Source organism: Paenibacillus mangrovi (assembly GCF_022898935.1).
Classification (GTDB): domain Bacteria; phylum Bacillota; class Bacilli; order Paenibacillales; family Paenibacillaceae; genus Paenibacillus_AQ; species Paenibacillus_AQ mangrovi.
Genome location: NZ_JALIRP010000017.1, coordinates 40,862 through 64,545, shown reverse-complemented (window position 1 = coordinate 64,545; position 23,684 = coordinate 40,862). Strand labels below are relative to the sequence as shown.

The 23,684-nt window shown below is 46.1% G+C and carries 40 protein-coding genes and 1 rRNA gene; 3 read left to right on the top strand and 38 right to left on the bottom strand.

Features of this window, described 5'->3' with window-relative positions:
• The 3 genes from MUG84_RS25495 to MUG84_RS25485 all read right to left on the bottom strand — a co-directional run.
• Positions 1-120: ribosomal RNA gene (locus MUG84_RS25495) — 16S ribosomal RNA — on the bottom strand; the annotation flags it as partial.
• A 345-nt stretch (positions 121-465) separates the two neighbouring features.
• Positions 466-696 (bottom strand): hypothetical protein, encoded by a 231-nt coding sequence (locus MUG84_RS25490; RefSeq protein ID WP_244730826.1) that lies wholly within the window; start codon positions 694-696, stop codon positions 466-468.
• Positions 697-883: 187 nt separating this feature from the next.
• Positions 884-1,492 carry a stage II sporulation protein M gene (locus MUG84_RS25485; RefSeq protein ID WP_244730824.1) on the bottom strand — a complete coding sequence of 203 codons (609 nt, stop codon included), beginning with the start codon at positions 1,490-1,492 and terminating at the stop codon, positions 884-886.
• 88 nt (positions 1,493-1,580) lie between these two features.
• Here MUG84_RS25485 and pdaB point away from each other — a divergent pair, with 88 nt between their 5' ends.
• Entirely contained in the window at positions 1,581-2,387 is an 807-nt protein-coding gene (gene pdaB, locus MUG84_RS25480; protein ID WP_244730822.1) for a polysaccharide deacetylase family sporulation protein PdaB, read from the top strand.
• Positions 2,388-2,430: 43 nt separating this feature from the next.
• Here the strand turns inward: pdaB and MUG84_RS25475 are convergent, their stop codons facing one another.
• Complete coding sequence (locus MUG84_RS25475) at positions 2,431-3,021, bottom strand: KinB-signaling pathway activation protein (protein WP_244730813.1); 591 nt, start codon at positions 3,019-3,021, stop codon at positions 2,431-2,433.
• 126 nt (positions 3,022-3,147) lie between these two features.
• Here MUG84_RS25475 and gerD point away from each other — a divergent pair, with 126 nt between their 5' ends.
• On the top strand, positions 3,148-3,861 hold the full coding sequence (gene gerD, locus MUG84_RS25470; protein WP_244730805.1) for a spore germination lipoprotein GerD: 714 nt from the start codon (positions 3,148-3,150) through the stop codon (positions 3,859-3,861).
• A gap of 45 nt (positions 3,862-3,906) precedes the next feature.
• Here gerD and MUG84_RS25465 read toward each other — a convergent pair whose 3' ends face one another.
• The 5 genes from MUG84_RS25465 to MUG84_RS25440 all read right to left on the bottom strand — a co-directional run bounded on the left by MUG84_RS25465 (position 3,907) and on the right by MUG84_RS25440 (position 8,445).
• Positions 3,907-5,010, bottom strand: a complete 1,104-nt coding sequence (locus MUG84_RS25465) for an Mrp/NBP35 family ATP-binding protein (protein WP_280521505.1) — start codon at positions 5,008-5,010, stop codon at positions 3,907-3,909.
• A gap of 71 nt (positions 5,011-5,081) precedes the next feature.
• On the bottom strand, positions 5,082-5,855 hold the full coding sequence (gene cwlD / locus MUG84_RS25455) for an N-acetylmuramoyl-L-alanine amidase CwlD (RefSeq protein ID WP_244730793.1): 774 nt from the start codon (positions 5,853-5,855) through the stop codon (positions 5,082-5,084).
• 68 nt (positions 5,856-5,923) lie between these two features.
• Positions 5,924-7,093, bottom strand: a complete 1,170-nt coding sequence (sat, locus tag MUG84_RS25450; protein ID WP_244730791.1) for a sulfate adenylyltransferase — start codon at positions 7,091-7,093, stop codon at positions 5,924-5,926.
• A 23-nt stretch (positions 7,094-7,116) separates the two neighbouring features.
• Complete coding sequence (locus MUG84_RS25445; RefSeq protein WP_244730789.1) at positions 7,117-7,809, bottom strand: phosphoadenylyl-sulfate reductase; 693 nt, start codon at positions 7,807-7,809, stop codon at positions 7,117-7,119.
• Between the two features lie 180 nt (positions 7,810-7,989).
• Entirely contained in the window at positions 7,990-8,445 is a 456-nt protein-coding gene (locus tag MUG84_RS25440) for a spore coat protein (protein WP_244730836.1), read from the bottom strand.
• Between the two features lie 239 nt (positions 8,446-8,684).
• On the opposite strand from MUG84_RS25440, the gene MUG84_RS25435 reads away from it, so the two are divergent.
• Entirely contained in the window at positions 8,685-8,909 is a 225-nt protein-coding gene (locus MUG84_RS25435) for a hypothetical protein (protein WP_244730788.1), read from the top strand.
• A 143-nt stretch (positions 8,910-9,052) separates the two neighbouring features.
• Here MUG84_RS25435 and rpsI read toward each other — a convergent pair whose 3' ends face one another.
• From rpsI to rpsS, 29 genes are all read right to left on the bottom strand, one after another.
• Positions 9,053-9,445, bottom strand: coding sequence for a 30S ribosomal protein S9 (rpsI, locus tag MUG84_RS25430; protein WP_244730786.1), 393 nt, complete (start codon positions 9,443-9,445; stop codon positions 9,053-9,055).
• Positions 9,446-9,464: 19 nt separating this feature from the next.
• Positions 9,465-9,902 carry a 50S ribosomal protein L13 gene (rplM, locus tag MUG84_RS25425; protein ID WP_244730785.1) on the bottom strand — a complete coding sequence of 146 codons (438 nt, stop codon included), beginning with the start codon at positions 9,900-9,902 and terminating at the stop codon, positions 9,465-9,467.
• A gap of 184 nt (positions 9,903-10,086) precedes the next feature.
• Entirely contained in the window at positions 10,087-10,863 is a 777-nt protein-coding gene (truA, locus tag MUG84_RS25420) for a tRNA pseudouridine(38-40) synthase TruA (protein WP_244730783.1), read from the bottom strand.
• A 255-nt stretch (positions 10,864-11,118) separates the two neighbouring features.
• A complete protein-coding gene (gene rplQ, locus MUG84_RS25415) occupies positions 11,119-11,484 on the bottom strand; it encodes a 50S ribosomal protein L17 (protein WP_036712632.1) in 366 nt (121 codons plus the stop codon).
• 34 nt (positions 11,485-11,518) lie between these two features.
• Positions 11,519-12,463 (bottom strand): DNA-directed RNA polymerase subunit alpha, encoded by a 945-nt coding sequence (locus MUG84_RS25410; RefSeq protein ID WP_244730781.1) that lies wholly within the window; start codon positions 12,461-12,463, stop codon positions 11,519-11,521.
• 134 nt (positions 12,464-12,597) lie between these two features.
• Positions 12,598-12,993 (bottom strand): 30S ribosomal protein S11, encoded by a 396-nt coding sequence (gene rpsK / locus MUG84_RS25405; protein WP_244730780.1) that lies wholly within the window; start codon positions 12,991-12,993, stop codon positions 12,598-12,600.
• 19 nt (positions 12,994-13,012) lie between these two features.
• On the bottom strand, positions 13,013-13,381 hold the full coding sequence (rpsM, locus tag MUG84_RS25400) for a 30S ribosomal protein S13 (RefSeq protein ID WP_160501020.1): 369 nt from the start codon (positions 13,379-13,381) through the stop codon (positions 13,013-13,015).
• A 21-nt stretch (positions 13,382-13,402) separates the two neighbouring features.
• Positions 13,403-13,516 carry a 50S ribosomal protein L36 gene (gene rpmJ, locus MUG84_RS25395; RefSeq protein WP_003322638.1) on the bottom strand — a complete coding sequence of 38 codons (114 nt, stop codon included), beginning with the start codon at positions 13,514-13,516 and terminating at the stop codon, positions 13,403-13,405.
• Positions 13,517-13,748: 232 nt separating this feature from the next.
• A complete protein-coding gene (gene infA, locus MUG84_RS25390) occupies positions 13,749-13,964 on the bottom strand; it encodes a translation initiation factor IF-1 (RefSeq protein ID WP_006212898.1) in 216 nt (71 codons plus the stop codon).
• A gap of 2 nt (positions 13,965-13,966) precedes the next feature.
• Positions 13,967-14,275 carry a KOW domain-containing RNA-binding protein gene (locus MUG84_RS25385; protein ID WP_244730778.1) on the bottom strand — a complete coding sequence of 103 codons (309 nt, stop codon included), beginning with the start codon at positions 14,273-14,275 and terminating at the stop codon, positions 13,967-13,969.
• A 10-nt stretch (positions 14,276-14,285) separates the two neighbouring features.
• The gene (map, locus tag MUG84_RS25380; protein ID WP_244730776.1) at positions 14,286-15,038 is read right to left on the bottom strand and encodes a type I methionyl aminopeptidase; all 753 of its coding nucleotides are present in this window, start codon (positions 15,036-15,038) and stop codon (positions 14,286-14,288) included.
• A 5-nt stretch (positions 15,039-15,043) separates the two neighbouring features.
• Positions 15,044-15,688, bottom strand: a complete 645-nt coding sequence (locus MUG84_RS25375; RefSeq protein WP_244730774.1) for an adenylate kinase — start codon at positions 15,686-15,688, stop codon at positions 15,044-15,046.
• A 90-nt stretch (positions 15,689-15,778) separates the two neighbouring features.
• Positions 15,779-17,077, bottom strand: a complete 1,299-nt coding sequence (gene secY, locus MUG84_RS25370) for a preprotein translocase subunit SecY (RefSeq protein WP_244730772.1) — start codon at positions 17,075-17,077, stop codon at positions 15,779-15,781.
• Complete coding sequence (rplO, locus tag MUG84_RS25365; RefSeq protein ID WP_127606501.1) at positions 17,077-17,517, bottom strand: 50S ribosomal protein L15; 441 nt, start codon at positions 17,515-17,517, stop codon at positions 17,077-17,079. Before rplO ends, secY begins: the two co-directional genes overlap by 1 nt.
• Positions 17,518-17,561: 44 nt before the next feature.
• Positions 17,562-17,747: a 50S ribosomal protein L30 gene (gene rpmD / locus MUG84_RS25360; protein ID WP_244730770.1), complete on the bottom strand. Its 186-nt coding sequence runs from the start codon at positions 17,745-17,747 to the stop codon at positions 17,562-17,564.
• Positions 17,748-17,759: 12 nt separating this feature from the next.
• Positions 17,760-18,257 carry a 30S ribosomal protein S5 gene (rpsE, locus tag MUG84_RS25355; RefSeq protein WP_244730759.1) on the bottom strand — a complete coding sequence of 166 codons (498 nt, stop codon included), beginning with the start codon at positions 18,255-18,257 and terminating at the stop codon, positions 17,760-17,762.
• A 26-nt stretch (positions 18,258-18,283) separates the two neighbouring features.
• Positions 18,284-18,652 (bottom strand): 50S ribosomal protein L18, encoded by a 369-nt coding sequence (gene rplR / locus MUG84_RS25350; protein WP_194234544.1) that lies wholly within the window; start codon positions 18,650-18,652, stop codon positions 18,284-18,286.
• A gap of 83 nt (positions 18,653-18,735) precedes the next feature.
• Entirely contained in the window at positions 18,736-19,278 is a 543-nt protein-coding gene (gene rplF / locus MUG84_RS25345) for a 50S ribosomal protein L6 (RefSeq protein WP_244730751.1), read from the bottom strand.
• Between the two features lie 30 nt (positions 19,279-19,308).
• Positions 19,309-19,707: a 30S ribosomal protein S8 gene (gene rpsH, locus MUG84_RS25340; RefSeq protein ID WP_244730749.1), complete on the bottom strand. Its 399-nt coding sequence runs from the start codon at positions 19,705-19,707 to the stop codon at positions 19,309-19,311.
• A gap of 32 nt (positions 19,708-19,739) precedes the next feature.
• Complete coding sequence (locus MUG84_RS25335; RefSeq protein WP_074961883.1) at positions 19,740-19,925, bottom strand: type Z 30S ribosomal protein S14; 186 nt, start codon at positions 19,923-19,925, stop codon at positions 19,740-19,742.
• A gap of 46 nt (positions 19,926-19,971) precedes the next feature.
• Positions 19,972-20,514 carry a 50S ribosomal protein L5 gene (rplE, locus tag MUG84_RS25330; protein WP_244730747.1) on the bottom strand — a complete coding sequence of 181 codons (543 nt, stop codon included), beginning with the start codon at positions 20,512-20,514 and terminating at the stop codon, positions 19,972-19,974.
• Positions 20,515-20,545: 31 nt separating this feature from the next.
• Positions 20,546-20,899, bottom strand: coding sequence for a 50S ribosomal protein L24 (gene rplX / locus MUG84_RS25325; RefSeq protein WP_244730745.1), 354 nt, complete (start codon positions 20,897-20,899; stop codon positions 20,546-20,548).
• Positions 20,900-20,981: 82 nt separating this feature from the next.
• Positions 20,982-21,350 (bottom strand): 50S ribosomal protein L14, encoded by a 369-nt coding sequence (gene rplN, locus MUG84_RS25320; protein WP_244730743.1) that lies wholly within the window; start codon positions 21,348-21,350, stop codon positions 20,982-20,984.
• 38 nt (positions 21,351-21,388) lie between these two features.
• A complete protein-coding gene (rpsQ, locus tag MUG84_RS25315; protein ID WP_136609114.1) occupies positions 21,389-21,655 on the bottom strand; it encodes a 30S ribosomal protein S17 in 267 nt (88 codons plus the stop codon).
• Between the two features lie 43 nt (positions 21,656-21,698).
• Positions 21,699-21,896: a 50S ribosomal protein L29 gene (gene rpmC / locus MUG84_RS25310; RefSeq protein ID WP_036712586.1), complete on the bottom strand. Its 198-nt coding sequence runs from the start codon at positions 21,894-21,896 to the stop codon at positions 21,699-21,701.
• Positions 21,886-22,320, bottom strand: coding sequence for a 50S ribosomal protein L16 (gene rplP / locus MUG84_RS25305; RefSeq protein ID WP_094600172.1), 435 nt, complete (start codon positions 22,318-22,320; stop codon positions 21,886-21,888). The genes rpmC and rplP overlap by 11 nt, the downstream gene beginning before the upstream one ends.
• A gap of 2 nt (positions 22,321-22,322) precedes the next feature.
• A complete protein-coding gene (gene rpsC, locus MUG84_RS25300) occupies positions 22,323-22,988 on the bottom strand; it encodes a 30S ribosomal protein S3 (RefSeq protein WP_136609113.1) in 666 nt (221 codons plus the stop codon).
• 13 nt (positions 22,989-23,001) lie between these two features.
• Positions 23,002-23,334: a 50S ribosomal protein L22 gene (rplV, locus tag MUG84_RS25295; RefSeq protein WP_136609112.1), complete on the bottom strand. Its 333-nt coding sequence runs from the start codon at positions 23,332-23,334 to the stop codon at positions 23,002-23,004.
• Between the two features lie 34 nt (positions 23,335-23,368).
• On the bottom strand, positions 23,369-23,647 hold the full coding sequence (gene rpsS, locus MUG84_RS25290; protein WP_244730741.1) for a 30S ribosomal protein S19: 279 nt from the start codon (positions 23,645-23,647) through the stop codon (positions 23,369-23,371).
• Between the last annotated feature and the right edge of the window lie 37 nt (positions 23,648-23,684).

The window sequence follows — 23,684 nt, the reverse complement described above, 5'->3', positions numbered from 1 at the left end:
TTACTCACCCGTCCGCCGCTAACCATCAGAGGAGCAAGCTCCTCATCAAGTCCGCTCGACTTGCATGTATTAGGCACGCCGCCAGCGTTCGTCCTGAGCCAGGATCAAACTCTCCAAGAAAGTTTGTGACTCATTTTGAATCTGACGAGATTTAAATCTCATTTGTGCTCCACAGTTCGGGGACCGAACTGCTTTGCGTTTTGACTTCATTGCTGAAGTCTGTATCTCACTCGTTGTTCAGTTTTCAAAGATCAAAATCTTCCATTTTGTCCACCGCCGTATCTCAGCGGCGACTTTTATAATATATCATACTTACTAGATGTTTTGCAAGTATTTTTTTTAAAAACTTTTTTCGAAGTTTTCAATTCCATCAAAATCTTGCAGCATCTCGCAGCTTTCAATTTTATGTGACTAAAACTGAAGCGAAAATAAATTTATCACAGAATCCATTTCCCCGTCAAGCATTTATTGTTTAAGTTGAGTTAGCTTGCTGTTACGCGCATATTTGGAAAGTTCCTTTTGAGGTGCAAACCGGGCATACATGCGAAATACGGTCTTATACCTGCTGGCAATGGCGTTTCTGACCTCCAGATCTAATCTCTGATCGCTAAGATCAAACAGCATTTCATCCAGCTCTTTTCGCAGTACATAATCAAGTTCCTTACATTCCTTATCGTTAAAAAGCATACCCAGCATGATGGTCATGGCCTCCTCGTCGATTAAAAGCGAATATTCTAAATCATATACAGCAGCATGATCGATTGATAGAATCGACTTCAGTTCATTTTAAGTAACGCTTGATTTTACTGCCTTAATGTTATGCACATTTTTTGGGAAATTTATGAATGTGTTTTTACAATTTTGCATTACGGAGCACTTATCATTAACCTTTCATCAGGGTGTACGTAACCGTGCTTTCAATAATGGCTGCGACAAACAGCATAATAACAATCCAGGCGGATGCAGTCAGCGCTTTTCTGAACATTTCTCTCCACGTTCTCTTCAATTCCGCCTTCCCGCTTCCCCCAAGGCTCGAAAGAACCAACAGTCCCATCTGAAGACCAAAAGCGCAAGCAATAATAATGGCCGGGATTTCGATAATCCCATGAGGCAGCAATCCTTTGACAACCAAATCAAACAAGCTGTTCCCTTGCTCCATGGAGTTATGTACAAGAAAGCCAACAGCCATACCGTTAACGAGCAAAAATAAAATCGGCAAAACTCCAATAAGAAGCCCCAGGAAGATCATAGTCACGGCCTTGATGCTGTTGTTAAAGAAAATAAACACAAAAAAGCTCCATTTTGGGGTTGAGGATTTGCTCAGCGTCTCACTGACTTCCCGAATACCGTCCATCTGTTTATTAATAAGCTCCGCAAGAGCTCCCGTGCTGTACCATCCCGCTATAATACCGAGGATAAAGAGCACCGTTACAAACAACAACGTTTTGCGGATAAAGCCAAGATCTTTCAGAAAAGTAGTCAGCAGAAGCATATATAACCTCCTCATGGTAATAACTTGCTGGTACGAGCATACATTGAAGTAAACAAGCATTCGAAAGTGGAAAGGGGCGACTATAGCGATGAATTCATTTTTTTATGTGCTGAACGGCCGCAAAATCAAGCGTACTTTCTTTGTTCTCGCCGCTGCACTGTTCGCTATCGGTATTATTTATGTGGAATCCGACAATATTACGGTGTTCTCCGAAGGGGCTCCAGCTGCCATTTACAGCGTTCCTACGGACAAGAAGGTTATCGCTTTAACATTTGATATCAGTTGGGGAGAAAAGCGTCCTGAGCCCATTCTGAACGTCCTCAAAGACAAAGGAGTCCAGAAGGCTACCTTCTTCCTATCCTCACCTTGGAGCAAGAGCCACCCCGATATCGTCAATCAGATCAAAACCGCCGGCTTTGAAATCGGAAGCCACGGGCATAAGCATGTGAATTACAGCAGTCTTAGCGATGAAGAAATCAAAACCCAGCTGATAACGGCCAATTCTATATTAACCGATTTGACTGGCAAAGAACCAAATCTGTTGCGCTTGCCTAATGGAGACTTTGATAAACGGGTACTGAAAATCGCTGACAGCTTGAATTACAAGGTTATCCAGTGGGATACCGATTCTCAGGACTGGAAAAATATCGGCGTGGACAATATCGTCAATCGCGTTGTAAGCAAAGCACATCCTGGCGATATCGTCCTCCTTCATGCCAGCGACTCCTGCAAACAGACCCATGAGGCCCTTCCCATCATTATCGATGAGCTGCGCAAACAGGGATATGAATTCGTAACGGTTTCCGATCTTCTGACGCAGGCCGATACCAAGGGCAAAGAAATCCGTGATCAAGCCACGCTTCAGCAAGCCATCGATGATGCCGCTGGTTTGTAGCATATAACAGCATCCCGACTTACAGAAAAAAGAGCTAAGTTTCTTAGCTCTTTTTGGGTTTCAACAGCTTATGAAGTATTAAAATTTGGTATGCATTGCAGGCTAACAATGGAACAACAATAAAGATGGTTGCATTATTATCATTGATTTGGAGTGCTCCTACCATCTCCACAACCGTAATCGCTGTCATAAAGAAGATGGTTGGCACCCAGGCGGTAGGATTTGTGGCTTTGACTTTAAAATAGGCAGTGGCCACGGCCACAAACAAAATAACTACTCCCAGCAGCAAATCTGCCGTCTGGCTGTTTTCCTTTCCCACAAAGGAACGGAAGAACATCACTTCCAGCAGAGCCAGAACCGCCAGAGCAAACTGTATGTACTGCCACGTTTTTCTACGGAAAACACCGATAGCCGTATAATTCAGGATCATATAAGCAAAAAAGCCCAGCTGCGAGTATACGCTCGTCATAGCCCCAAAAAAGAATAAGATGAGCAAATAAAACAAAACATCTTTAGCATCCTTGAATGAAATCGATTCTCTGCTAAACGGAAGCAGAAAACCGGTGATGATGGAGACGATCGCTCCAACAAGCAAGGTCTTTAAAAATAACTTGGACCAATTTTTCAAGTTCAACTTTGTCTGCACCCCCAAGACATTATTTTACCAACGTTCTCATTAAAAAACCATCATCGTTTCGACATATTTCGAAAATCACCACGGCATACTACAATCAGCATGAATTGCAAAGGAGTGACGCTCATGAAGTGGCCGGTTTTAGGCGTATGGGGAATCATATTCGGGCTTTCCGCCATACTTGCAGGCTGCGGATCCCAACAGAGCTATGCACCACCTCAGGCCGATTATAAAGAAATGAAAACGATGGTAGTCGACATCCTAAAAAGCGATGAAGGCAAGAAAGCTGTCGAGGACGCAATGAAGCAGGGCGGCGGTTCAACAGGCGGCCCCAGCATGCAGATGATGTCTGCGCAGGCAGCCGATCAGATTCGTACAGCTGTAAAGGACACGATTACTTCAGAGGAATATAAAAAGGAAATTGAAAAAATCATGACCGATCCGCAGTTTGCTGGTGATTTTGCCAAAGCGATCAGCTCACAAGATAAGCAGCTGCATATGCAGCTCATTAAGGATCCAACGTATCAAAAGGCAGTCTCGGACATTATGAAGTCGCCAGAAATGATGAAGATGTTCCTAGACCTTACCAAAACTCCTGAGTACCGCAAGCAGTCGATGACAGTCATGCAGGAAGCCATGCAAAATCCGATGTTCAAAATGCAAGTGATGTCTCTTCTGCAGACCGTAGTAACTCAGGAGCTGCAGCCTAAGGTTGAAAAGGGCGGCGGTAAAGGTGGTCAAGGCGGAGGCGGAGAAGGAAAAGGAGAAGGAAAAGGAGAAGGCGAAAAAGGCAAGGAAGGCGGAGACTCTGGTGACAGCGGGGAAGGCGGCGGTTCATAATAGCAATTGCAAAAAAGCCCCTTATCAGGGGCTTTTTCATGTACATTAGACTTCATTTTCACATTTAGTAATAATGCTCGCTGCCAGTTCATTATAAAGCTTACCGCTCGTCGATTCGGACTTATAAACCGATGGTGAGAAGTCCGGTTCAGAAATGTGATTATCTGGAGCCCCTAATGGAAATTGCGCCAGCAGATTGGTATGGAGCGTTTCGGCAAGCTGTCCACCGCCACCGCGACCGAATACATAATCCTTTTCACCACAGTGCGAACATTCGTAATATGCCATATTCTCCACGACGCCTAAGATTTCATGATTGGTTTGAATGGCCATAGCACCCGCACGGGCCGCTACGAAAGCAGCTGTGGCATGCGGTGTCGTGACGATGATCTCTTTACTTTGCGGCAGCATTTGATGGACATCCAGCGCAATGTCGCCGGTTCCCGGAGGCAGGTCCAGAAGCAGATAATCAAGCTTACCCCAATTAACATCGCTAAAGAATTGGTGAAGCATTTTACCAAGCATCGGTCCACGCCATACTACCGGATTATTTTCACGGATGAAGAATCCCATGGACATTACTTTTACGCCAAAACGTTCTACCGGAACAATGGATCCATCCACTACGACAGGGCCTTCCTCGATCCCCATCATATCCGGAACGCTGAAGCCGTAAATGTCCCCATCGATGAGTCCCACTTTTTTTCCTTGACGGGCCAGAGCAGCAGCCAGATTGACGGTTACCGTCGATTTGCCGACGCCACCCTTCCCGCTTGCAACTGCAATGAAATGCACATCAGGATCGGTCAGGAGCTCATTTTTCTCAAGGCCGGCTGCATGTCCCTTTACCAGCTTATCCTGATCCGTCTTTCTCTCATGCTCACCCAGGATCTTGCTGCGCTCATGCTCATTGGCTTCACGCATACGAATATGAATATCTAAGGCTCCCGCTGCCTTCAGATGATCTCGAATTTCCTTCTCGAGTGCTTGTCCGTAGCCTTCGCGGTTATCCAGCGTAATGACGGAAAGTGATACTCTGTTTTCTTTTATCACAATATCTCTTATCATTTGCAGCTCAATCAAGCTTCTGCCGGTGGCAGTATCCTTGATGGGCTGTAGCACCTCTTGTACTTGCTCACGTGACAACATGATGGCAGCACCTCTGCTTTATATATTGGCATCATCCATACTTTGGATAAGTCCCAGTAGGTATTATACCATCAACGTTCATCGGCTGACGACAGTTTAACTTTTTCTCCGGATAAATACCTTAACATCCCCTTATATACCGCTGCCGCGACCTTGCGTTGGTAATTCTCGTCTCGCAGCAGCTGCGATTCCTGCGGATGGGAGAGAAAGCCGACCTCCACCAGTGCAGCAGGCATTTTTATCGCTTGCAGGAGATACACGGTATCTACTGTTTTGGCAACGCGGTCTGTATTTTCGAGATTACGCTTCATTTCATCCTGAATAAGCTCTGCAAGGGTGGCATTGTCAGGATGATTGGGATAATAGAACGTTTGAGCCCCGCTCCACCTGCTTGATGGAAAGCTGTTCAGATGAATGCTTAGAAAAAGATCCGCCTTGGTATCCTGTATCAGCTTCGCCCGCTGCTTCAAGTCCTCCGTCTTGCGTTTGGAGTATCCTTTGGTGTCAGCTCCTGCCAGATCATAATCCCCTTCACGCGTCATGTACACTACGGCTCCAGCCTGCTGCAGGTAATCCCGGAGATATAAGGCGATGGCCAGATTCACATCCTTTTCAATAACACCCTGCTTGCTTATGGCTCCACCGTCAGGTCCGCCGTGTCCTGCATCCAGCGCAATGACTTTCCCCGACAAAGGAAGACTCCAGTGTCCTGTTGTTTGTACCGCAGGTATGTTAAACGTGGCTACGGCGATAAACACAACTAGAAGACAAATGCCGAGCAGCAAATTTTTGATCGAGCTCAGCCGAATCCACAGTACCTGCTTGCCAGCCCCCTGCTTGGACATCAAAAATCCACCTCCGTTCCCATATCGACTCTACTCATCTATATGGGCGAAGGTGGACAAATAGTACCTTAAGACGTAACTTGCGTTCTCATCCCGGAAATCAGCACTTCCGCAACTTCCGGGCGGGTAAATTCCGGAGGCGGGCACTCGCCGTCACGCAGCAATCCACGGACTTTGGTGCCAGAAAGCGTCAAATGCTCCTCACGAGGATGTGGACATGTTTTGCTGGAGGCCATGTTGCCGCATTTCTTGCAGAAAAAGCTGTGTTCGAAAAAGAGCGGTGTTATCCCGAGCTCCTCGGGCTTAAAATTAGAGAAAATCTCTTGGGCTTCATACGTTCCATAATAATCGCCTACGCCTGCATGATCGCGACCGACGATAAAATGGGTACATCCGTAATTTTTACGTACGATGGCGTGGAAAATTGCCTCTCTTGGACCTGCGTAACGCATCGCGGCAGGGAATACGCCGAGGAACGTCCGATCCTTCGGATAGTAGTTCTCCAAAAGAACAAGATAGCTATTCATTCGAACATCAGCCGGAACGTCATCGGATTTCGTTTCACCAACAAGCGGATTAAGAAAAAGAGCATCTACGATTTCCATTGCGCTTTTCTGGATATACTCATGCGCACGGTGCACTGGATTGCGCGTCTGGAAGCCGACGATGGTCTTCCATCCTTTCTGCTGAAACAGCTCTCTTGTCCTTGACGGATCAAAATAAAAGTCGCCGAATCTCGCAGGCTTGGGCCGGGTTAGCACCTTTACGCTGCCGCCCACATAGATTGGGGAGCGATCCAGCAGCTTTTTTACCCCCGGATGTTCCGGATCATCGGTCTTAAATACCTTCTGTGCTTCAAATTGTTGGTCGATTTCATATATGCTTTCAATATTCATTACTGCATAGATCACATTATCTTCAGCCCCTGTCAAAGCTACCTGCTCTCCAATCTGAAGACTACGAGCGGTCTCCTCATTCAAAGGCAACGTCACAGGTATGCTCCACACCGTTCCATTGGTAAGGCGCATGCTGCTGACAACTGAACGATAATCCTCCTCATTCATAAAGCCTTCGAGCGGTGAAAAAGCGCCGTTGCCTATTAAATCCAGATCAGATATCGTCCAGGCATTCACCGGAATCTGTTTCAGACGGCACGAGGCTTTCAAGAGCTCTTCCTTCTCTTGCCCTTCTGCAATCCGATGAATGAGCTTCCCGCCATGCGGAAGTATCGCTGTCATCTTCATTCCCCCTTAAGATCATATTATTGATGAAGTCCGCATTCGGTTTTTTCACTGTCAGACCAGCGTCCTGCTCTTGGATCTTCTCCCGGATTTACCGGACGGGTGCAGTGCTCACAGCCTATACTGGGATAGTTTTGATCATGAAGGGGATTGTAAAGCAGTTGATTTTCACGGATATAATTCCAGACATCATCGGATGTCCAATCGGCAATAGGGTTGAATTTAATAAGTCCGAATTTATGGTCATATTCTACTTTCTTGGCATTCGCTCGTGTTGGGGCTTGATCCCGGCGAATACCTGTAATCCAGGCATCATACTGAGAGAGAATCCGTGTTAAAGGCTCAACCTTACGAATATTACAGCATTGGCTCGGATCTGATTTCCATAATTCTTCTCCATGCTCGGCACTTTGCTCTTCAGGAGTCAGCTTGGGAGACACACGCACAAACTGGATACCGTATTTAGATTCCAGGCGGTCTTTGGTTTCGTAGGTTTCCTTAAAGTGAAAATCGGTATCAAGATAAAAAATGTCGGTTGAAGGACTCACCTTTTGCAAAATATCGACCAGTACCACATCTTCAGCTCCAAAGCTGCAAGCGAATGTCAGATTCGGGAACGTTTCTACGGCAATACGGAGTACTTCTTGGGCAGAAGCATGTTCAAGCTCAGAAGCCTGAAACGTGATCCACTTTTCCTTTTCAAGCAAATTCATAGCGAATGTCTCCCCTTCCAATAATTCACTTCATTCAAATCCAATTCGGTTAATACCAAGTGGTTTAATAAGATTTAAATTCAGTATAAACCAATATGTCTGGTTGTCAATGCTAATAATGGGATCTAGGCCCACTCCAACAAAAAAAGAGCCTTCGACGAAAGGCCCTTTCTCCTATAACTACATCTCCAAAGCTTTCTTTGCCATCATCTTATCGTTTTCCAACATCTGATGTAGATCATAAGCGGGATAATAACAGCGATCCATCATAAAGTTAAATATTTTCGTGTGAAATTTAATGGCATTGTTCAGATGCTTCGTAAATGTATCTTTCAACTTAGGGGTAGCTGTTTCCGTGATCGCATCAGCGTAGCTCATAATGCACGATTTAGAAAGACCAAGCAGTTGCCATCCATAGAATCCCGTCATATCCCCATATTCTGATTTGCCTTTATTGTTCCGGGTCTCTGTCGGTGCCATAGGGTAGAACTGAAGCAGTTCTTTCAGGTTCGCTTCCTCAGCTCTGATCATTTCCTCATATAAGGCATGTAACTGCGGATCTGCTACATTATGGACACTCATTTTTAATCCCATTAAGCTATTCGCCGTGAAAGCCGTGAGCTCATGAAGTTTCATCGTTTCATGCCAGGCCAGATGTTTATGTTGTACATTTACATTTGCATTTACATTAGGTTGCAAAATAAGATCCCTCCGGTTTAAGTAATAACACAGCATATGATGAAATCGCCCAGTAGGCACATTGTCTCACCAAAAAAGAATAATTACTTCACCAAACATGGCACAATAGATTCTAGAGATAGATCGGTCTATAGCCGGTCGGTCATTTTCCTAATAATGATAATGAGGTGAATCCGATGATCGTTACTTCCAATCAATTAAATCAGTCTTTGTACTGTGAAAAATGCGGCAAGGAGCAGGCACAAATCGATATTTGGTGGAAAGATGGCCGAAATGACGACGGCTTGGGATATAGCGAGGTATTTGCGGAGTGTCCTTCCTGCCATACCCAACTGCTCAAAAAGGATGCGTACGGAGAAATTCGTTCAGTAGAAGATGCATTACATATTTTACAAGGCTAACTGTATGATTTCGATGGACATGAAAGACTGCCGGTAGGCAGTTTTTTTCGTTATAAGTGTGATGTAGCCCGGTCGTGATCAAAATATAAAAAGCCCCTGACCATAAAGGCCAGAGGCTGTAAGTCCTTGGGTACCAAGGAATATTAACGTTTCGAGAACTGAGGAGCGCGACGAGCCGCTTTGAGACCGTATTTTTTACGTTCTTTCATGCGTGGGTCACGAGTCAGGAATCCTGCTTTTTTCAGAGCCGAACGGAAGTCTGGATCAGCTTTGAGCAGTGCACGGGAGATACCGTGACGGATTGCTCCTGCTTGACCAGAGATACCACCACCGTGAGCAATAACAACTACATCGTATTGTCCCAGTGTTTCAGTCAGGTTCAGTGGTTGTTTAACGATCAGTTTGAGGGTTTCCAAACCGAAATATTCATTGATGTCGCGCTTATTGATGACAATGCGTCCTTCACCCGGTACAAGGCGAACACGTGCTACCGAATGTTTACGACGACCTGTCCCATAGTATTGTACTTGTGCCATGAAACTGTCCTCCTTTTAATTATCCGCGAAGTTCGTAAACTTCTGGTTTTTGTGCTGCATGTGGATGTTCGGTGCCTGCATATACTTTCAGTCTCAGCTTCATTTTTTCGCCCATGCGGGTTTTAGGAAGCATACCATGAACAGCAGATTCCAATACACGTTCTGGTTTGCTGTTCAGCAGGTCCTGAGCGTTAGTCACTTTCAAACCACCTGGATGCATGGAGTGACGATAGTATTTTTTGTTTTGAAGCTTTTTGCCTGTCAGGTGGATTTTCTCAGCATTGATGATGACTACGAAATCACCACCGTCAACGTGAGGTGTAAATTGTGGCTTGTGTTTGCCGCGGATCAAAGCAGCTGCTTCGCTCGCCAAACGACCAAGCGTTTTGCCTTCGGCATCAATGATGAGCCAGTTGCGCTCAACTTCATTTGGCTTCGCCATATAGGTGGTACGCATGAATAGTTCCTCCTTGTATTCGTCCGAAAATCATTTATCTTCGTTCTTTGTCGTTATCAAAAGTCAATTGTAAATGTTAAGGTTTGTGATTTTCAAGATTGGGGGCTGTGGGATAGCCATCAAGAAAACACAACTTTTATTTTACAGTATAGGCAGACAAATCGCAAGCTGATTTTCAATGTTTTTAATTGAAATTCTCATACTCCACATTCCATAAAATAAGTCCCTTGGATTCCGCCGTCGGACCAGCTTTCATTCGGTCTTTGGCCTCCAGAATCGATGCGATATCCTCTGGCTTCTTCCGGCCCTTCCCCACTTCCAGCAAAGTACCCGCAATAATGCGGACCATATGCTGCAAAAAGCCGTTGCCGGTGATATAGAGATGGATCAAGCCCTGATCCCGGGTTCCCGGGCGGCACATGGATTGATCCCTTTCGATATGGACATCATATACGGTGCGGATGTGAGAAGGCTTGGTAGAGTGCCGGGACGCAAAAGATGTAAAGTCATGCGTACCAATCAAATACTTGAGTCCTTCCGACATGGCCTCAACATTCAGCTTGCCGGGATGGTGGAGCTCTGTATTTCTTCGGAATAAATCCGGGAATTGATTGGCATTGATGGTATAACGATACGTTTTGCGTTTCGCCGACCTTCTGGAATGGAAATCCAGTGGGACTTCTCTGGCTTCAGTCACCATGATATCTCTCGGCAGTCTGGAGTTGAGCGCCATACACCATCGTTCCACAGGAATCTTGGAAGTGGTGTGAAAGTGAAACACCTGCCCATAAGCATGTACACCAGCATCGGTGCGGCCCGAGGCATGGATCTTCACTTTCTCTCCCGTCAGCATATCAATAGCTTTCTCCAGATAATCCTGAATGGCGTTCCCGTCCGGCTGGGTCTGAAAACCACTGTAGTTCGTACCGTCATAGCTGACTTTCATACATATGTTGCGCATTCCCCTGTACCTCCTGAATCCTCTGCCCATCTATTGTGAAAAAGGCCGATCACACGCCGCTTACATGCTGAAACATAAAACGGCTTCGCCGTACAACACGGCGAAGCCGTTCCTGACCCTAGTCAAAGGAACACGAACCCTGGCCTGTATCCGGAAAAAAGAATCGTCTTCATCCGTCCACAGGCCCCGGACGTGAAAAAAAGGGTTCGATCAGAATCATACGATTCCTTCCCCCCTTTCCCCATCCTCACCTGTTTACGCGCGGTCAACCAGTTCCAGATAAACCATAGGCGCGGAATCACCGCGGCGAGGTCCGAGCTTCAGGATACGAGTGTATCCGCCTGGACGCTCAGCATAACGGGTAGCCAGTTCGCTGAACAATTTTTGGATTGCGTCTTGCTCTCCGTCAACTGTTTCACGACGAACGAATGCTGCCACTTGACGGCGAGCGTGAAGGTCACCCTTCTTCGCTTTCGTGATCAGCTTTTCAGCGATGGAACGAACTTCCTTCGCCTTCGCTTCCGTAGTTTGGATGCGCTCATATAAGAACAGGTCGGTTACCAGATCACGGAACAAAGCTTTACGTGCGCTGGAATCGCGGCCCAACTTTTGGTATGCCATGTATTTCCCCTCCTTCGCTAACGATTCTAAGATGCTATTCTTCTGTACGCAGTCCTAGTCCCAGTTCCTCGAGCTTTTCTTGAACTTCTTCCAAAGACTTGCGGCCCAGGTTACGGACTTTCATCATGTCTTCTTCGGATTTCGTAGTCAGCTCTTGTACTGTATTAATGCCAGCACGTTTGAGGCAGTTGTAGGAACGAACAGAGAGATCAAGCTCTTCAATCGTCATTTCAAGCACTTTTTCTTTTTTGTCTTCTTCTTTTTCGACCATGATTTCTGCATCTTTCGCTTCGTCGGTCAGACCCACGAAGAGCATCAGATGCTCGGTCAAGATTTTGGCGCCGAGGCTTACAGCCTCTTCCGGACGAATGCTACCATCAGTCCAGACTTCAAGCGTCAATTTATCATAGTTGGTCACTTGACCAACCCGCGTATTCTCCACGCCATAGTTGACGCGGCTAATCGGGGTATAGATAGAATCGACCGGGATGACTCCAATCGGTTGATCATCACGTTTATTCTTATCTGCTTGGACATAGCCACGACCGCGGTTAGCAAAAATACGCATGTGAAGTCTCGAACCTGGACCCATTGTAGCAATATGAAGGTCTGGATTGAGAATTTCCACATCGCTGTCCGCCCGGATATCTCCTGCCGTCACAACTCCTTCACCCTCTGCATCAATCTCGAGGATTTTCTCCTCATCCGAATGAATTTTCAGGGAAAGAGCCTTCAGGTTCAGAATAATTTCCGTCACGTCTTCCATTACACCCGGAACCGTTGAGAACTCGTGGAGAACGCCATCGATTTGTACGGATGTTACGGCTGCGCCTGGCAGCGAGGAAAGCAGGATCCGACGAAGGGAATTCCCCAAAGTCGTTCCATATCCACGCTCAAGCGGTTCTACAACAAACTTGCCATAGGCTCCATCTTCACTGACGTCTACGGTCTCAATTTTCGGCTTTTCGATTTCAATCACGCAAGTACCCCTCCTTCAAACGTCGCTCCTATTTGAAACTGTCACCTTATCTTGTGTTACCATGTAGTATGCCTAAACAACCATTATTAGCAGATTGTGCCGGAAATATACCACATTCTTCAGGTTGACTTCAATTAGACACGACGACGTTTAGGTGGGCGGCAACCGTTGTGCGGAACTGGAGTTACGTCTTTGATCATGCTAACTTCCAGACCAGCAGCTTGCAAAGAGCGGATCGCTGCTTCACGGCCTGCACCTGGACCTTTAACCATAACCTCTACCGCCTTCATACCATGTTCCATTGCAGCTTTAGCCGCGGATTCAGCAGCCATTTGAGCTGCGAACGGAGTCGACTTACGGGAACCCTTGAATCCAAGGCCGCCGGAGCTTGCCCAGGAAATTGCGTTTCCATGAGGATCCGTAATTGTTACGATCGTATTATTGAACGTGGAACGGATATGAGCCACTCCGGATTCAATATTTTTGCGGTCACGACGTTTAGTACGTACGACTTTTTTCGGTTTAGCCATTCTCTTTTATCCCCCCTTCTTATTTCTTCTTGTTCGCTACAGTACGACGAGGGCCTTTCCGTGTACGAGCATTCGTTTTAGTACGTTGTCCACGAACCGGCAGACCGCGGCGATGACGCACTCCACGATAGCAACCGATCTCAACGAGACGTTTAATATTCAAGGAAATTTCACGACGCAGGTCACCTTCAACCTTAACCGTTTTGTCGATCGTTTCACGCAATTTGCTGACTTCATCTTCCGTCAAATCACGAACACGAGTGTCCGGATTGATGCCTGTAGTGCTCAGAATTTTCTGGGAAGTCGTTTTACCGATTCCGAAAATATAAGTCAAGGCGATCTCAACGCGTTTGTCACGTGGCAAATCCACACCAGCTATACGAGCCATTTTACGCTACACCCCCTTCTATTAACCTTGTTTTTGTTTGTGCTTCGGATTTTCACAAATAACCATTACAGTACCCTTGCGGCGAATGACTTTGCATTTTTCGCAAATAGGCTTTACAGAAGGTCTCACCTTCATGTTAATTACCTCCCTCAAGTTTTGCAAAGCAAAACTCACTTCGTAAGGATTGACTAAAGCTTTGCAGAGCGCAAAACTCTCTTCATAAGGATTTGCTCCCATCATGAAGGAAGCAAATTCATATCTTATAGTATCAACCGGATTTTACAAGTGTAAAACCAGGATAGAACTTTTTCAAGTGCCATATAGGATCATAACATCCTCGGCGTCTTAAAGAAAGATTCGGTAAAAATTACTTGCGGTACGTTATACGGCCTTTGGTTAAATCATAAGGCGATAACTGCACGACCACTTTGTCGCCTGTCAGAATACGGATAAAGTGCATCCGCAGCTTACCGGAAACGTGAGCAAGAATTTGATGACCATTCTCAAGCTCAACCTTGAACGTAGCATTCGGCAACGGTTCGATGACCGTACCTTCCACTTCAATTACATCTTCTTTGGCCACAGTTAGTCTCCTTTCTCTTCAGCATGGGATTCGGTGGACTGCACAAACTTCATGACTGCAAACCGCAGCTTTCCGTTTGTGACCCGACCGCTTTCATTTAAACTGTTTGCGACCTCGCTGCTGATGAAGGACTGGGGCTCCAGGTGAAGAAGATTCTTCTTCTTTCTCTGGTCAAACTTTCGTTTGTTCCCATCCGCTATATATGCGAACCTGCTGTCATCAATAGATACGACCACGGCCACCTGTCCGGCATCTTTACCTTTCAGGATTTTCACAATCTGACCGATTTGCAGGGTGCTTTGATTACTCAAGAACAATCACCTACATATCCAGTTTTGTGAGAATCTCATGACCTTCGTCAGTTACGGCTACTGTATGCTCAAAATGAGCACACAAGGATCCGTCGACTGTAACGACCGTCCAATTATCTTCCAGCGTTTTGACATACCGTGATCCGGCATTCACCATCGGTTCAATCGCCAGCACCATGCCGGGTTTGAGCCGAGGTCCCCGATCCGGGAGGCCAAAGTTCGGAATATTCGGTTCTTCATGCAGTTCTGCCCCAACTCCGTGTCCGACATACTCGCGAACAACCGAGAAGCCGGCGTCTTCAATGACGCTCTGGATGGCATGTGAGATCGTGAACAGGCGCACATCAGGTTTGACAAGTTCCAAGCCTGCATACAGAGACTTTTCGGTGACGTCCAGCAGACGCTGGGCTTCATCGGTAATTCTGCCTACAGGATAGGTCCAAGCGGAGTCTCCATGGTAACCACGGTACTGCGCACCGATGTCTAGCGTAACAATGTCGCCTTCGTTTAATTTGCGTTTGCCGGGAAATCCGTGTACCAATTGATCATTGACTGAAGCGCAAATGCTGGCAGGAAAACCATTGTAGCCCTTAAAAGACGGCAGTGCTTTTTGACTGCGGATGTAGTGGTCGGCAATAGCGTCAAGTTCCCCGGTCGTAATGCCAGGTTCAATATGCTTTGCCATGAGACGGTGCGTTTCCGCCACAATTCGCCCTGCTTCCCGCATAAAGCCGAGTTCCGTTTCGGACTTACAAATGATCATTACGACTAACCTCGCAGCACCGATACGATTTCGCTAGATACCGTACCGATTTCTTGATCACCATCGATCTGACGCAATAGACCTTTGTTCTCATAAAATGCTAGGAGTGGTGCTGTTTTGTTGATATATTCGTCCAGACGGGTACCGACGCTCTCTTCGTTGTCATCTGAGCGCTGATACAGCTCGCCTCCGCATTTATCACATACACCTTCCTGTTTAGGCGGGTTGAAGATCACATGATAAGTAGCGCCACAGCTTTTGCAAATCCGGCGACCCGTAAGGCGCGCCATCAATTTGTCACGGTCTACTTTCAGGTTGATGACATGATCGAGCTGGGTGTTCAGTCTGCTAAGAATACCATCCAGCGCTTCCGCTTGCGAAAGAGTTCTTGGAAAACCGTCCAATAAAAAACCTTTTTCGCAATCGGACTGCTGCAGACGTTCTTCCACAATGCCGATCGTTACATCATCCGGTACCAAAAGCCCTTGATCCATGTACTCTTTGGCTTTGATCCCAATGGGAGTTCCCTGTTTAATCGCCAGACGAAATGCATCGCCGGTGGAAATATGGGGAATGCCGAATTCATTTACAATGACTTCCGCCTGTGTTCCTTTCCCTGCCCCAGGAGGGCCCATGAATAGTATGTTCACGTTTCTCTCTCCCTCCGACATGCCTCTTTACAAGGAACAACGCAATAAGTTGCCGGGAAGCTTAAAAATCACTTCACCGGAACCTATCACTTATTTATTGATAAAACCTTTGTAGTGTCGTTTAATCAACTGACTTTCGATGGTCTTCATTGTATCGAGTGCAACCCCGATGACGATCAGCAGTGAAGTACCTCCGATTTTAACCGAGCTTGGCAAGCCGGCTAATGTACCGAAAGCTATCGGCAAGAGAGAAATAAGAGCCAGGAAGATGGCACCGGTCATAGTAAGACGGGTCATTACTCGTGTCAGATATTTCTCGGTTGCTTTACCAGGGCGAATGCCCGGGATATAGCCGCCGTTTTTCTTCATATTGTCTGCCATTTGGTTTGGATTCATCTGCACGAAGGTGTAGAAGAATGTGAAACCGATAATCATCAGTACGTACAGTACCATACCCAGTGGGTGGTCATATCTCAGGTTATTCATGATCCACTTAGCCCAATCATGATTTGACCAGAAGCTTGCGATAATGACAGGGAACTGCAGCAAAGATACAGCGAAGATGACCGGAATAACGCCAGCCGCATTGATTTTCAGCGGAATATGCGTATTCTGTCCACCGTACATCTTGTTGCCTACCACACGTTTTGCATATTGAACAGGAATTTTACGAATCGCCTGCTGGATGTAAATGACACCCACAATAATCAGCACGATAACAAGGAACAAAATTATTGTTTTCAGGGTATTCATAAAAGTCTGGCCTTCTTGAATAAAACTGGACTGAACCGTAGAACGGATCATTGAAGGAATGTTCGCGACAATCCCTGAGAAGATCAGAATGGAAATACCATTGCCGATTCCCTTTTCCGTTATCTGCTCACCCAGCCACATCAGGAATGCGGTACCCGCTGTCAGCACGATGGCAATCAGTAGATAATCCACAAATGTAGCATTAGGAATCATTTCAGCCGAGTACAAACGGTTAAAACCGATTGACATCGCGAACGCCTGAATGAGACCCAATACAATCGTCATATACCGTGTCAATTGCGCTGATTTCTTTTTCCCGTGCTCGCCTTGTTTTGCCCACTCAGCGAGCCTTGGAATAACATCCATCGAGAGCAGCTGCACGATAATGGACGAGGTAATATACGGCACGATCCCGAGGGCGAAGATCGAGAATTGATGCAACGCACCACCCGAGAACGTGTTTAAGAGACCAAACAATTCTGAGCCTTGCTGATTCGTCATTTCCAGAACAGCTTTGTTGACGCCTGGAACAGGAACAAATGAACCGATACGGTAAACGATCAGTACTAACAAGGTGAACAAAATTCTATTACGAAGGTCCTCAACCCGCCATATATTCTTCAGGGTCTTAAACATTAGATCACCTCGGTTTTACCGCCGGCAGCCTCGATCTTCTCTACCGCAGATTGAGAGAACTTATTTGCTTTTACAGTCAACTTCACGGTAACTTCACCGTTGCCAAGAATTTTGATGCCGCTTTTCGTATTTTTCACTACGCCGCTCTCCACCAAGAATTCAGGAGTCACTTCCGTACCCTCTGCAAAGCTGTTCAGTTCTTCGATGTTAACAATCGCATACTCTTTCCGCGTAGGATTTACAAATCCACGTTTTGGCAGACGACGATACAACGGGTTTTGTCCACCCTCGAATCCAGGACGTACACCGCCGCCGGAACGAGAATTTTGCCCTTTGTGACCACGGCCGGATGTTTTACCCGTTCCGCTACTTGTACCGCGACCTACACGCTTACGGTCTTTACGGGATCCAGTAGCTGAAGTAAGTTCATGTAACTTCATCGTTCGTTGCACCTCCTTAATATTTGTAGGTTAATCTATGCAGATTAACCTTCGATTTCAGTAACAGATACCAGATGGCTCACTTTGTTGATCATACCGCGAATCGCGGGATTGTCGTTGTGAACCACGCTAGAGTTAAGTTTACGCAAGCCGAGAGTCTTCACGGTAATACGCTGAGTTTCAGGACGACCGATCACACTGCGGACGAGGGTAATTTGAAGTTTAGTCATGACATTCCCTCCTTAACCGAGAAGCTCTTCGACAGATTTGCCACGAAGTTTGGCAACCTCTTCAACGCGTTTCAGACGGGACAAGCCTTCCAAAGTCGCGTTGACCATGTTCATGGAGTTCGAAGAACCCAAAGATTTTGTCAAGATGTCACCTACACCAGCCAGCTCGAGTACTGCACGAACAGGACCGCCGGCGATTACTCCAGTACCTTCGGAAGCTGGTTTCAAAAGAACGCGACCAGCGCCAAAGTGGCCAGTAACCAGGTGAGGAATTGATGTTCCTACGATCGGAACGTGAATCAGGTTTTTCTTAGCATCTTCGATGCCTTTACGGATGGCGTCAGGTACTTCACCGGCTTTACCGATACCTGCACCGACCCAGCCTTTGCCGTCGCCGACAACAACCAGAGCGCTGAAGCTGAAACGGCGTCCGCCTTTTACAACTTTAGCTACGCGGTTAATATTTACAACTCTTTCAGACAGTTCTAAAGTGTTCGGATCTACACGCAAGTCGTTAACCTCCTTTTTAGAAATTCTTAGAATTCCAACCCTGCTTCGCGTGCTGCTTCAGCCAGGGCCTGAATCCGTCCATGATACAGGTAACCTCCACGGTCGAATACAACCGCTGTGTGACCTTTTTCTTTAGCGCGTTTCGCGACCAGTTCGCCTACTTGACGAGCTGCTTCAACGCTGCCGCCGTTTTTAACAGAACCGCTAAGTTCTTTATCAACTGTAGATGCAGAAACGATGGTTACACCAGCTACGTCATCGATCAGTTGAGCATAGATATGTTTAGAAGAACGGAATACGTTCAGACGTGGACGAGCTGCAGTACCTTGGATTTTCTTACGTACACGCAGATGACGTCTGACACGTGCCTTGTTCTTATCCTGTTTTGTAATCATGACTTCCCTTTCACTCCTTTCAGTTTGCCATTACAGCTTCACTTTAAGACGCACGGGGTAAAAGACTGATAAGTTTAGAAAGCTTATTTCTTCTTACCAGCTTTACCTTCCTTACGGATAATGCGCTCGCCTTCATACTTAATCCCTTTACCTTTGTAAGGCTCAGGCTCGCGAACGGCACGAATTTGAGCAGCGTATGCACCTACGCGCTCTTTGTCGATTCCGCGAACGATGATTTTCGTATTTGCAGGCACTTCGAATTCGATACCTGGTTCTGGAGTGATTTCAACTGGATGAGAGTAACCAACGTTCAGAACGATCTTATCTCCGGATTTGTTTGCACGATATCCGACCCCAACCAATTCCAGAGATTTGGAGAATCCTTCGGTTACGCCGCTCACCATGTTGTTGACAACGCTGCGTGTCGTGCCGTGAAGGGAACGATGCAGTTTGTTATCAGATGGGCGTTCAACGATGATCTCGTTGTTCTCAACCGTTACTTTCATATCCTTGTGAAGTTCACGAGTCAAAGAACCTTTAGGACCTTTAACAGTGATTTCGGTATTGTTCAGTGTGATATCCACACCGCTAGGTACTGCGATTGGTTTGCGACCAATACGGGACATTTGTTGCACCTCCTTGTTTTGTGACGTGTATTACCAAACGTAGCAGACAACTTCTCCGCCAGCTTTGGATTGACGAGCTTCTTTGTCGGTCATAATCCCCTTAGAAGTGGAGATAATCGCAATTCCGAGACCGCCGAGTACACGAGGGATTTCGTTGCTCTTCGTGTAAACGCGCAGACCTGGTTTACTGATTCTTTTCAAACCGGAGATAACGCGTTCGTTGTTTGCACCATATTTCAGGAAAACACGGATAATCCCTTGTTTATTGTCTTCGATATATTCTGCATCACGGATGAAACCTTCACGCTTCAAGATATCAGCGATTTGTTTTTTCATCGTCGAAGCAGGCATTTCTACTGTTTCGTGACGCACAGTGTTGGCGTTACGGATACGAGTAAGCATATCTGCAATTGGATCAGACATAGTCATGTGTGTAAACCTCCTTCCCGATTATAAACTTCTTACCAGCTTGCTTTTTTGACGCCAGGAATCTGGCCCTTATAAGCTAATTCACGGAAACAAATTCTGCAAATTTTGAACTTTTGCAGTACCGAATGTGGACGACCGCAACGTTCGCAGCGCGTGTAAGCACGAACTTTATACTTAGGCGTACGTTGTTGTTTTACTTTCATCGAAGTTTTTGCCACTTAGCCTGACACCTCCTAAAAATTTTCGGAGAAATGGATTCACGAATTACTTCGCAAAAGGCATTCCCAATTGAGCGAGCAGCTCGCGGGACTCTTCGTCAGTTTTAGCCGTCGTTACGATTACGATATCCATACCACGGACTTTATCCACTTTATCATACTCAATCTCAGGGAAAATCAGTTGTTCCTTGAGGCCAAGTGTGTAGTTACCGCGTCCGTCAAATGCTTTGGTGGACACGCCATGGAAGTCACGTACGCGTGGAAGAGTAATGTTGAACAATTTGTCCAAGAAGTAATACATGCGCTCACCGCGCAGCGTTACTTTCACACCGATCGGCATATTCTCACGCAATTTGAATCCGGCGATGGATTTTTTAGCACGAGTAATGACTGGTTTTTGACCAGCAATCAGCTGCATGTCAGCAACTGCGGAATCAAGCACTTTCGAGTTGGATACAGCATCACCCACACCCATGTTGATGACAACCTTCTCGATTTTAGGTACTTGCATTACCGTAGAATAGTTGAACTTCTGCATCAAGGCAGGAGTAATTTCGTTCAGAAAGCGTTCTTTCATTCTTGTTGTCATGAATCATAAACCTCCTTTCTCCACTGTTCGATTAGTCAATAACTTCTCCGGACTTCTTAGCAACGCGAACCTTTTTACCGTTATCGAGCACTTTGTAACCAACACGAGTTACTTTACCGCTCTTAGGATCAAGATGCATCACATTGGATACATGGATCGGCGCTTCTTGTTCAATAATTCCGCCTTGTGGATTCATTTGGTTCGGCTTCTGGTGTTTTTTCACCATGTTGACGCCTTCCACAAGCACACGGTTCTCACGAGGATATGCTGCAATGACACGGCCTTTTTTGCCTTTGTCTTTACCGCTGATCACCATAACCGTGTCGTCTTTTTTGACGTGCAGCTTGTTATTGTGCGATTCCAGAACCTTTTTCACTTTTGGCATTTGTTACACCTCCTGCGGCTTGCCGTTTGGCAAGATAACTTGGAACGATTTATTCAATCGGTTATCCGATTCATTTGAAGTCTTAGATAACTTCCGGTGCCAAGGAAACGATTTTCATGAAGTCTTTATCACGAAGTTCGCGAGCCACTGGTCCGAAAATACGAGTTCCGCGAGGGCTCTTGTCGTCTTTAACAACAACCGCTGCGTTTTCGTCAAATGCGATATAAGATCCGTCCTTACGGCGTACAGAACGCTTCGTACGAACCACAACAGCCTTGACTACGTCACCCTTTTTGACAACGCCGCCTGGTGTTGCTTGTTTCACGGAACAAACGATCAGATCACCGATTGCAGCAGTACGACGTCCAGTACCACCCAAAACGCGGATACACATCAGTTCCTTCGCACCAGAGTTGTCAGCTACATGCAGACGTGTAAATGGTTGAATCATTGAAATTTCCTCCTTTCGGAAAAACTGTCGCTATATCTTTAGATGATAACCGCTTTTTCAACGACTTCTACCAATCTCCAGCGTTTGTCTTTAGAGAGTGGACGAGTTTCCATGATTTTAACGGTATCTCCGATTTTTGCAGTATTGTTCTCATCATGCGCTTTAAACTTTTTAGTATATTTAATACGCTTGTGGTAGAGATCATGTTTTTTGTAAGTTTCAACAGCTACAACAATGGTTTTTTCCATTTTGTCACTGACAACTTTACCAACTTGCACTTTACGAGCATTGCGTTCTTCGCTCATCGTTAGCCTCCTTCCTGAATACAGGCAAAAATGACTGATTCAATTAACTAATCCCAAGTTCTCTTTCACGGATGACGGTTTTAGCACGAGCTATTTCCCTGCGCACATCACGGATCCGAGTCGGGTTGTCAAGCTGTCCGGTAGCCAATTGAAAACGGAGGTTAAAGAGCTCCTCTTTAAAACCCGCAATCTTTTGCTCAATTTCTGCAGTGGTCAAGTTACGCAGATCATTAGCTTTCATTTGCTTCACCACCCAATTCTTCACGTTTCACAAACTTCGTTTTGATCGGCAGCTTGTGAGCGGCAAGACGCATCGCTTCGCGAGCGATTTCCTCAGGCACGCCTCCAAGTTCAAACATAATCTTACCTGGTTTGACAACTGCGACCCATTTTTCCACGTTACCTTTACCGCTACCCATACGAACCTCAAGAGGTTTTTGAGTGATTGGTTTATCTGGGAAAATCTTAATCCATACTTTACCGCCACGTTTGATGTAACGCGTCATAGCAATACGCGCTGCTTCGATCTGACGGTTCGTAATCCAAGTTGGCTCAAGAGCTTGCAGACCGAATTCACCGAAGTTAAGCTCAGTGCCGCCTTTAGCCATACCTTTCATGTGACCGCGTTGTTGCTTGCGGTGTTTTACACGTTTTGGTACCAACATGATTAGTTGCCTCCTTCCTGAGCAGCTTGTTTCTTAGCCGGAGGAAGTACCTCACCACGATAGATCCATACTTTTACGCCGATACGGCCATAAGTAGTATGCGCTTCTGCTGTACCGTAGTCAATATCAGCACGGAGCGTATGAAGAGGAACTGTTCCTTCACTATATCCTTCCGAACGAGCGATCTCGGCACCGCCAAGACGTCCGCCGACTTGAGTTTTGATTCCTTTTGCACCAGAACGCATTGTTCTTTGAATCGCTTGTTTCAGAGCGCGACGGAAAGATACACGACGTTCCAATTGTTGAGCGATGCTTTCTGCAACCAAGATTGCATCCAGATCCGCATGTTTGATTTCAGAGATATTGATGTGAACTTTTTTACCGCCTGCAATTTTAGTAACTTGGCTGCGAAGTACTTCGACTTCAGAACCACCTTTACCGATAACCATACCTGGTTTCGCAGTGTGGATAGTTACATTCACACGATTTGCAGCTCTCTCAATTTCAATACGAGATACAGCTGAATCTTTCAGTTTATTCTTAAGGTATTCACGAATTTTAACGTCTTCCAGCAAAAGATTTCCGAAATCTTTGCCTGCATACCATTTCGATTCCCAATCGCGAATAATACCGATCCGGAGTCCGACTGGATTTACCTTTTGGCCCACACGTTATCCCTCCTTATTTTTCAGATACCACCAAAGTAATGTGGCTGGTGCGTTTATTGATTCTGCTTGCACGACCCATGGCACGTGGACGGAATCTCTTCATGGTTGGTCCTTGGTTAACGAAAACCTGGCTAACAACCAAACTGTTAATGTCCATAGAGTAGTTATGCTCAGCATTGGCAATCGCCGAGTTCAGCAGCTTCTCTACAACCAGGGAAGCCGATTTCGGAGTGTGGCGGAGAATGGCGATAGCCTCACCAACTTGCTTACCACGGATCAAGTCAATCACGAGCTTGACTTTACGAGGAGCAATCCGGATCGATCTAGCATGTGCTTTTGCTTCCATTTGTTTTACCTCCTCTCAAACAAAGAGCTTCAAATTATCTTCTTGTTTTCTTGTCATCGTCCGTGTGACCTTTGTAAGTACGTGTTGGAGCGAATTCACCCAACTTGTGACCTACCATGTCTTCCGTTACGTATACAGGCACGTGTTTGCGTCCATCGTATACACCGAACGTGTGACCGATAAATTGTGGGAAAATCGTAGAGCGGCGGGACCAAGTTTTGATAACAGCTTTCTTGCTCGACTCGTTCATCACTTCTACTTTTTTCAGCAGGTACCCATCAACGAAAGGTCCTTTTTTCAAACTGCGACTCATCTATAAAATCCTCCCTTCGTCCAATCTCTCGTTACTT

What these genes read in the sequence shown, in the direction of transcription:
- MUG84_RS25490 (WP_244730826.1), bottom strand. Translation starts at nt 696, where the DNA reads ATGCTGGGTATGCTTTTTAACGATAAGGAATGTAAGGAACTTGATTAT.
- MUG84_RS25485 (WP_244730824.1), bottom strand. Translation starts at nt 1,492, where the DNA reads ATGCTTCTGCTGACTACTTTTCTGAAAGATCTTGGCTTTATCCGCAAA.
- pdaB (WP_244730822.1), top strand. Translation starts at nt 1,581, where the DNA reads ATGAATTCATTTTTTTATGTGCTGAACGGCCGCAAAATCAAGCGTACT.
- gerD (WP_244730805.1), top strand. Translation starts at nt 3,148, where the DNA reads ATGAAGTGGCCGGTTTTAGGCGTATGGGGAATCATATTCGGGCTTTCC.
- MUG84_RS25465 (WP_280521505.1), bottom strand. Translation starts at nt 5,010, where the DNA reads ATGTTGTCACGTGAGCAAGTACAAGAGGTGCTACAGCCCATCAAGGAT.
- cwlD (WP_244730793.1), bottom strand. Translation starts at nt 5,855, where the DNA reads ATGTCCAAGCAGGGGGCTGGCAAGCAGGTACTGTGGATTCGGCTGAGC.
- sat (WP_244730791.1), bottom strand. Translation starts at nt 7,093, where the DNA reads ATGACAGCGATACTTCCGCATGGCGGGAAGCTCATTCATCGGATTGCA.
- MUG84_RS25445 (WP_244730789.1), bottom strand. Translation starts at nt 7,809, where the DNA reads ATGAATTTGCTTGAAAAGGAAAAGTGGATCACGTTTCAGGCTTCTGAG.
- MUG84_RS25440 (WP_244730836.1), bottom strand. Translation starts at nt 8,445, where the DNA reads ATGAAACTTCATGAGCTCACGGCTTTCACGGCGAATAGCTTAATGGGA.
- MUG84_RS25435 (WP_244730788.1), top strand. Translation starts at nt 8,685, where the DNA reads ATGATCGTTACTTCCAATCAATTAAATCAGTCTTTGTACTGTGAAAAA.
- rpsI (WP_244730786.1), bottom strand. Translation starts at nt 9,445, where the DNA reads ATGGCACAAGTACAATACTATGGGACAGGTCGTCGTAAACATTCGGTA.
- rplM (WP_244730785.1), bottom strand. Translation starts at nt 9,902, where the DNA reads ATGCGTACCACCTATATGGCGAAGCCAAATGAAGTTGAGCGCAACTGG.
- truA (WP_244730783.1), bottom strand. Translation starts at nt 10,863, where the DNA reads ATGCGCAACATATGTATGAAAGTCAGCTATGACGGTACGAACTACAGT.
- rplQ (WP_036712632.1), bottom strand. Translation starts at nt 11,484, where the DNA reads ATGGCATACCAAAAGTTGGGCCGCGATTCCAGCGCACGTAAAGCTTTG.
- rpsK (WP_244730780.1), bottom strand. Translation starts at nt 12,993, where the DNA reads ATGGCTAAACCGAAAAAAGTCGTACGTACTAAACGTCGTGACCGCAAA.
- rpsM (WP_160501020.1), bottom strand. Translation starts at nt 13,381, where the DNA reads ATGGCTCGTATAGCTGGTGTGGATTTGCCACGTGACAAACGCGTTGAG.
- rpmJ (WP_003322638.1), bottom strand. Translation starts at nt 13,516, where the DNA reads ATGAAGGTGAGACCTTCTGTAAAGCCTATTTGCGAAAAATGCAAAGTC.
- map (WP_244730776.1), bottom strand. Translation starts at nt 15,038, where the DNA reads ATGATCATTTGTAAGTCCGAAACGGAACTCGGCTTTATGCGGGAAGCA.
- secY (WP_244730772.1), bottom strand. Translation starts at nt 17,077, where the DNA reads ATGTTTAAGACCCTGAAGAATATATGGCGGGTTGAGGACCTTCGTAAT.
- rplO (WP_127606501.1), bottom strand. Translation starts at nt 17,517, where the DNA reads ATGAAGTTACATGAACTTACTTCAGCTACTGGATCCCGTAAAGACCGT.
- rpmD (WP_244730770.1), bottom strand. Translation starts at nt 17,747, where the DNA reads ATGACTAAACTTCAAATTACCCTCGTCCGCAGTGTGATCGGTCGTCCT.
- rplR (WP_194234544.1), bottom strand. Translation starts at nt 18,652, where the DNA reads ATGATTACAAAACAGGATAAGAACAAGGCACGTGTCAGACGTCATCTG.
- rplF (WP_244730751.1), bottom strand. Translation starts at nt 19,278, where the DNA reads ATGTCCCGTATTGGTCGCAAACCAATCGCAGTACCTAGCGGTGTGGAT.
- rpsH (WP_244730749.1), bottom strand. Translation starts at nt 19,707, where the DNA reads ATGACTATGTCTGATCCAATTGCAGATATGCTTACTCGTATCCGTAAC.
- rplE (WP_244730747.1), bottom strand. Translation starts at nt 20,514, where the DNA reads ATGACAACAAGAATGAAAGAACGCTTTCTGAACGAAATTACTCCTGCC.
- rplX (WP_244730745.1), bottom strand. Translation starts at nt 20,899, where the DNA reads ATGCCAAAAGTGAAAAAGGTTCTGGAATCGCACAATAACAAGCTGCAC.
- rplN (WP_244730743.1), bottom strand. Translation starts at nt 21,350, where the DNA reads ATGATTCAACCATTTACACGTCTGCATGTAGCTGACAACTCTGGTGCG.
- rpsQ (WP_136609114.1), bottom strand. Translation starts at nt 21,655, where the DNA reads ATGAGCGAAGAACGCAATGCTCGTAAAGTGCAAGTTGGTAAAGTTGTC.
- rpmC (WP_036712586.1), bottom strand. Translation starts at nt 21,896, where the DNA reads ATGAAAGCTAATGATCTGCGTAACTTGACCACTGCAGAAATTGAGCAA.
- rplP (WP_094600172.1), bottom strand. Translation starts at nt 22,320, where the DNA reads ATGTTGGTACCAAAACGTGTAAAACACCGCAAGCAACAACGCGGTCAC.
- rplV (WP_136609112.1), bottom strand. Translation starts at nt 23,334, where the DNA reads ATGGAAGCAAAAGCACATGCTAGATCGATCCGGATTGCTCCTCGTAAA.
- rpsS (WP_244730741.1), bottom strand. Translation starts at nt 23,647, where the DNA reads ATGAGTCGCAGTTTGAAAAAAGGACCTTTCGTTGATGGGTACCTGCTG.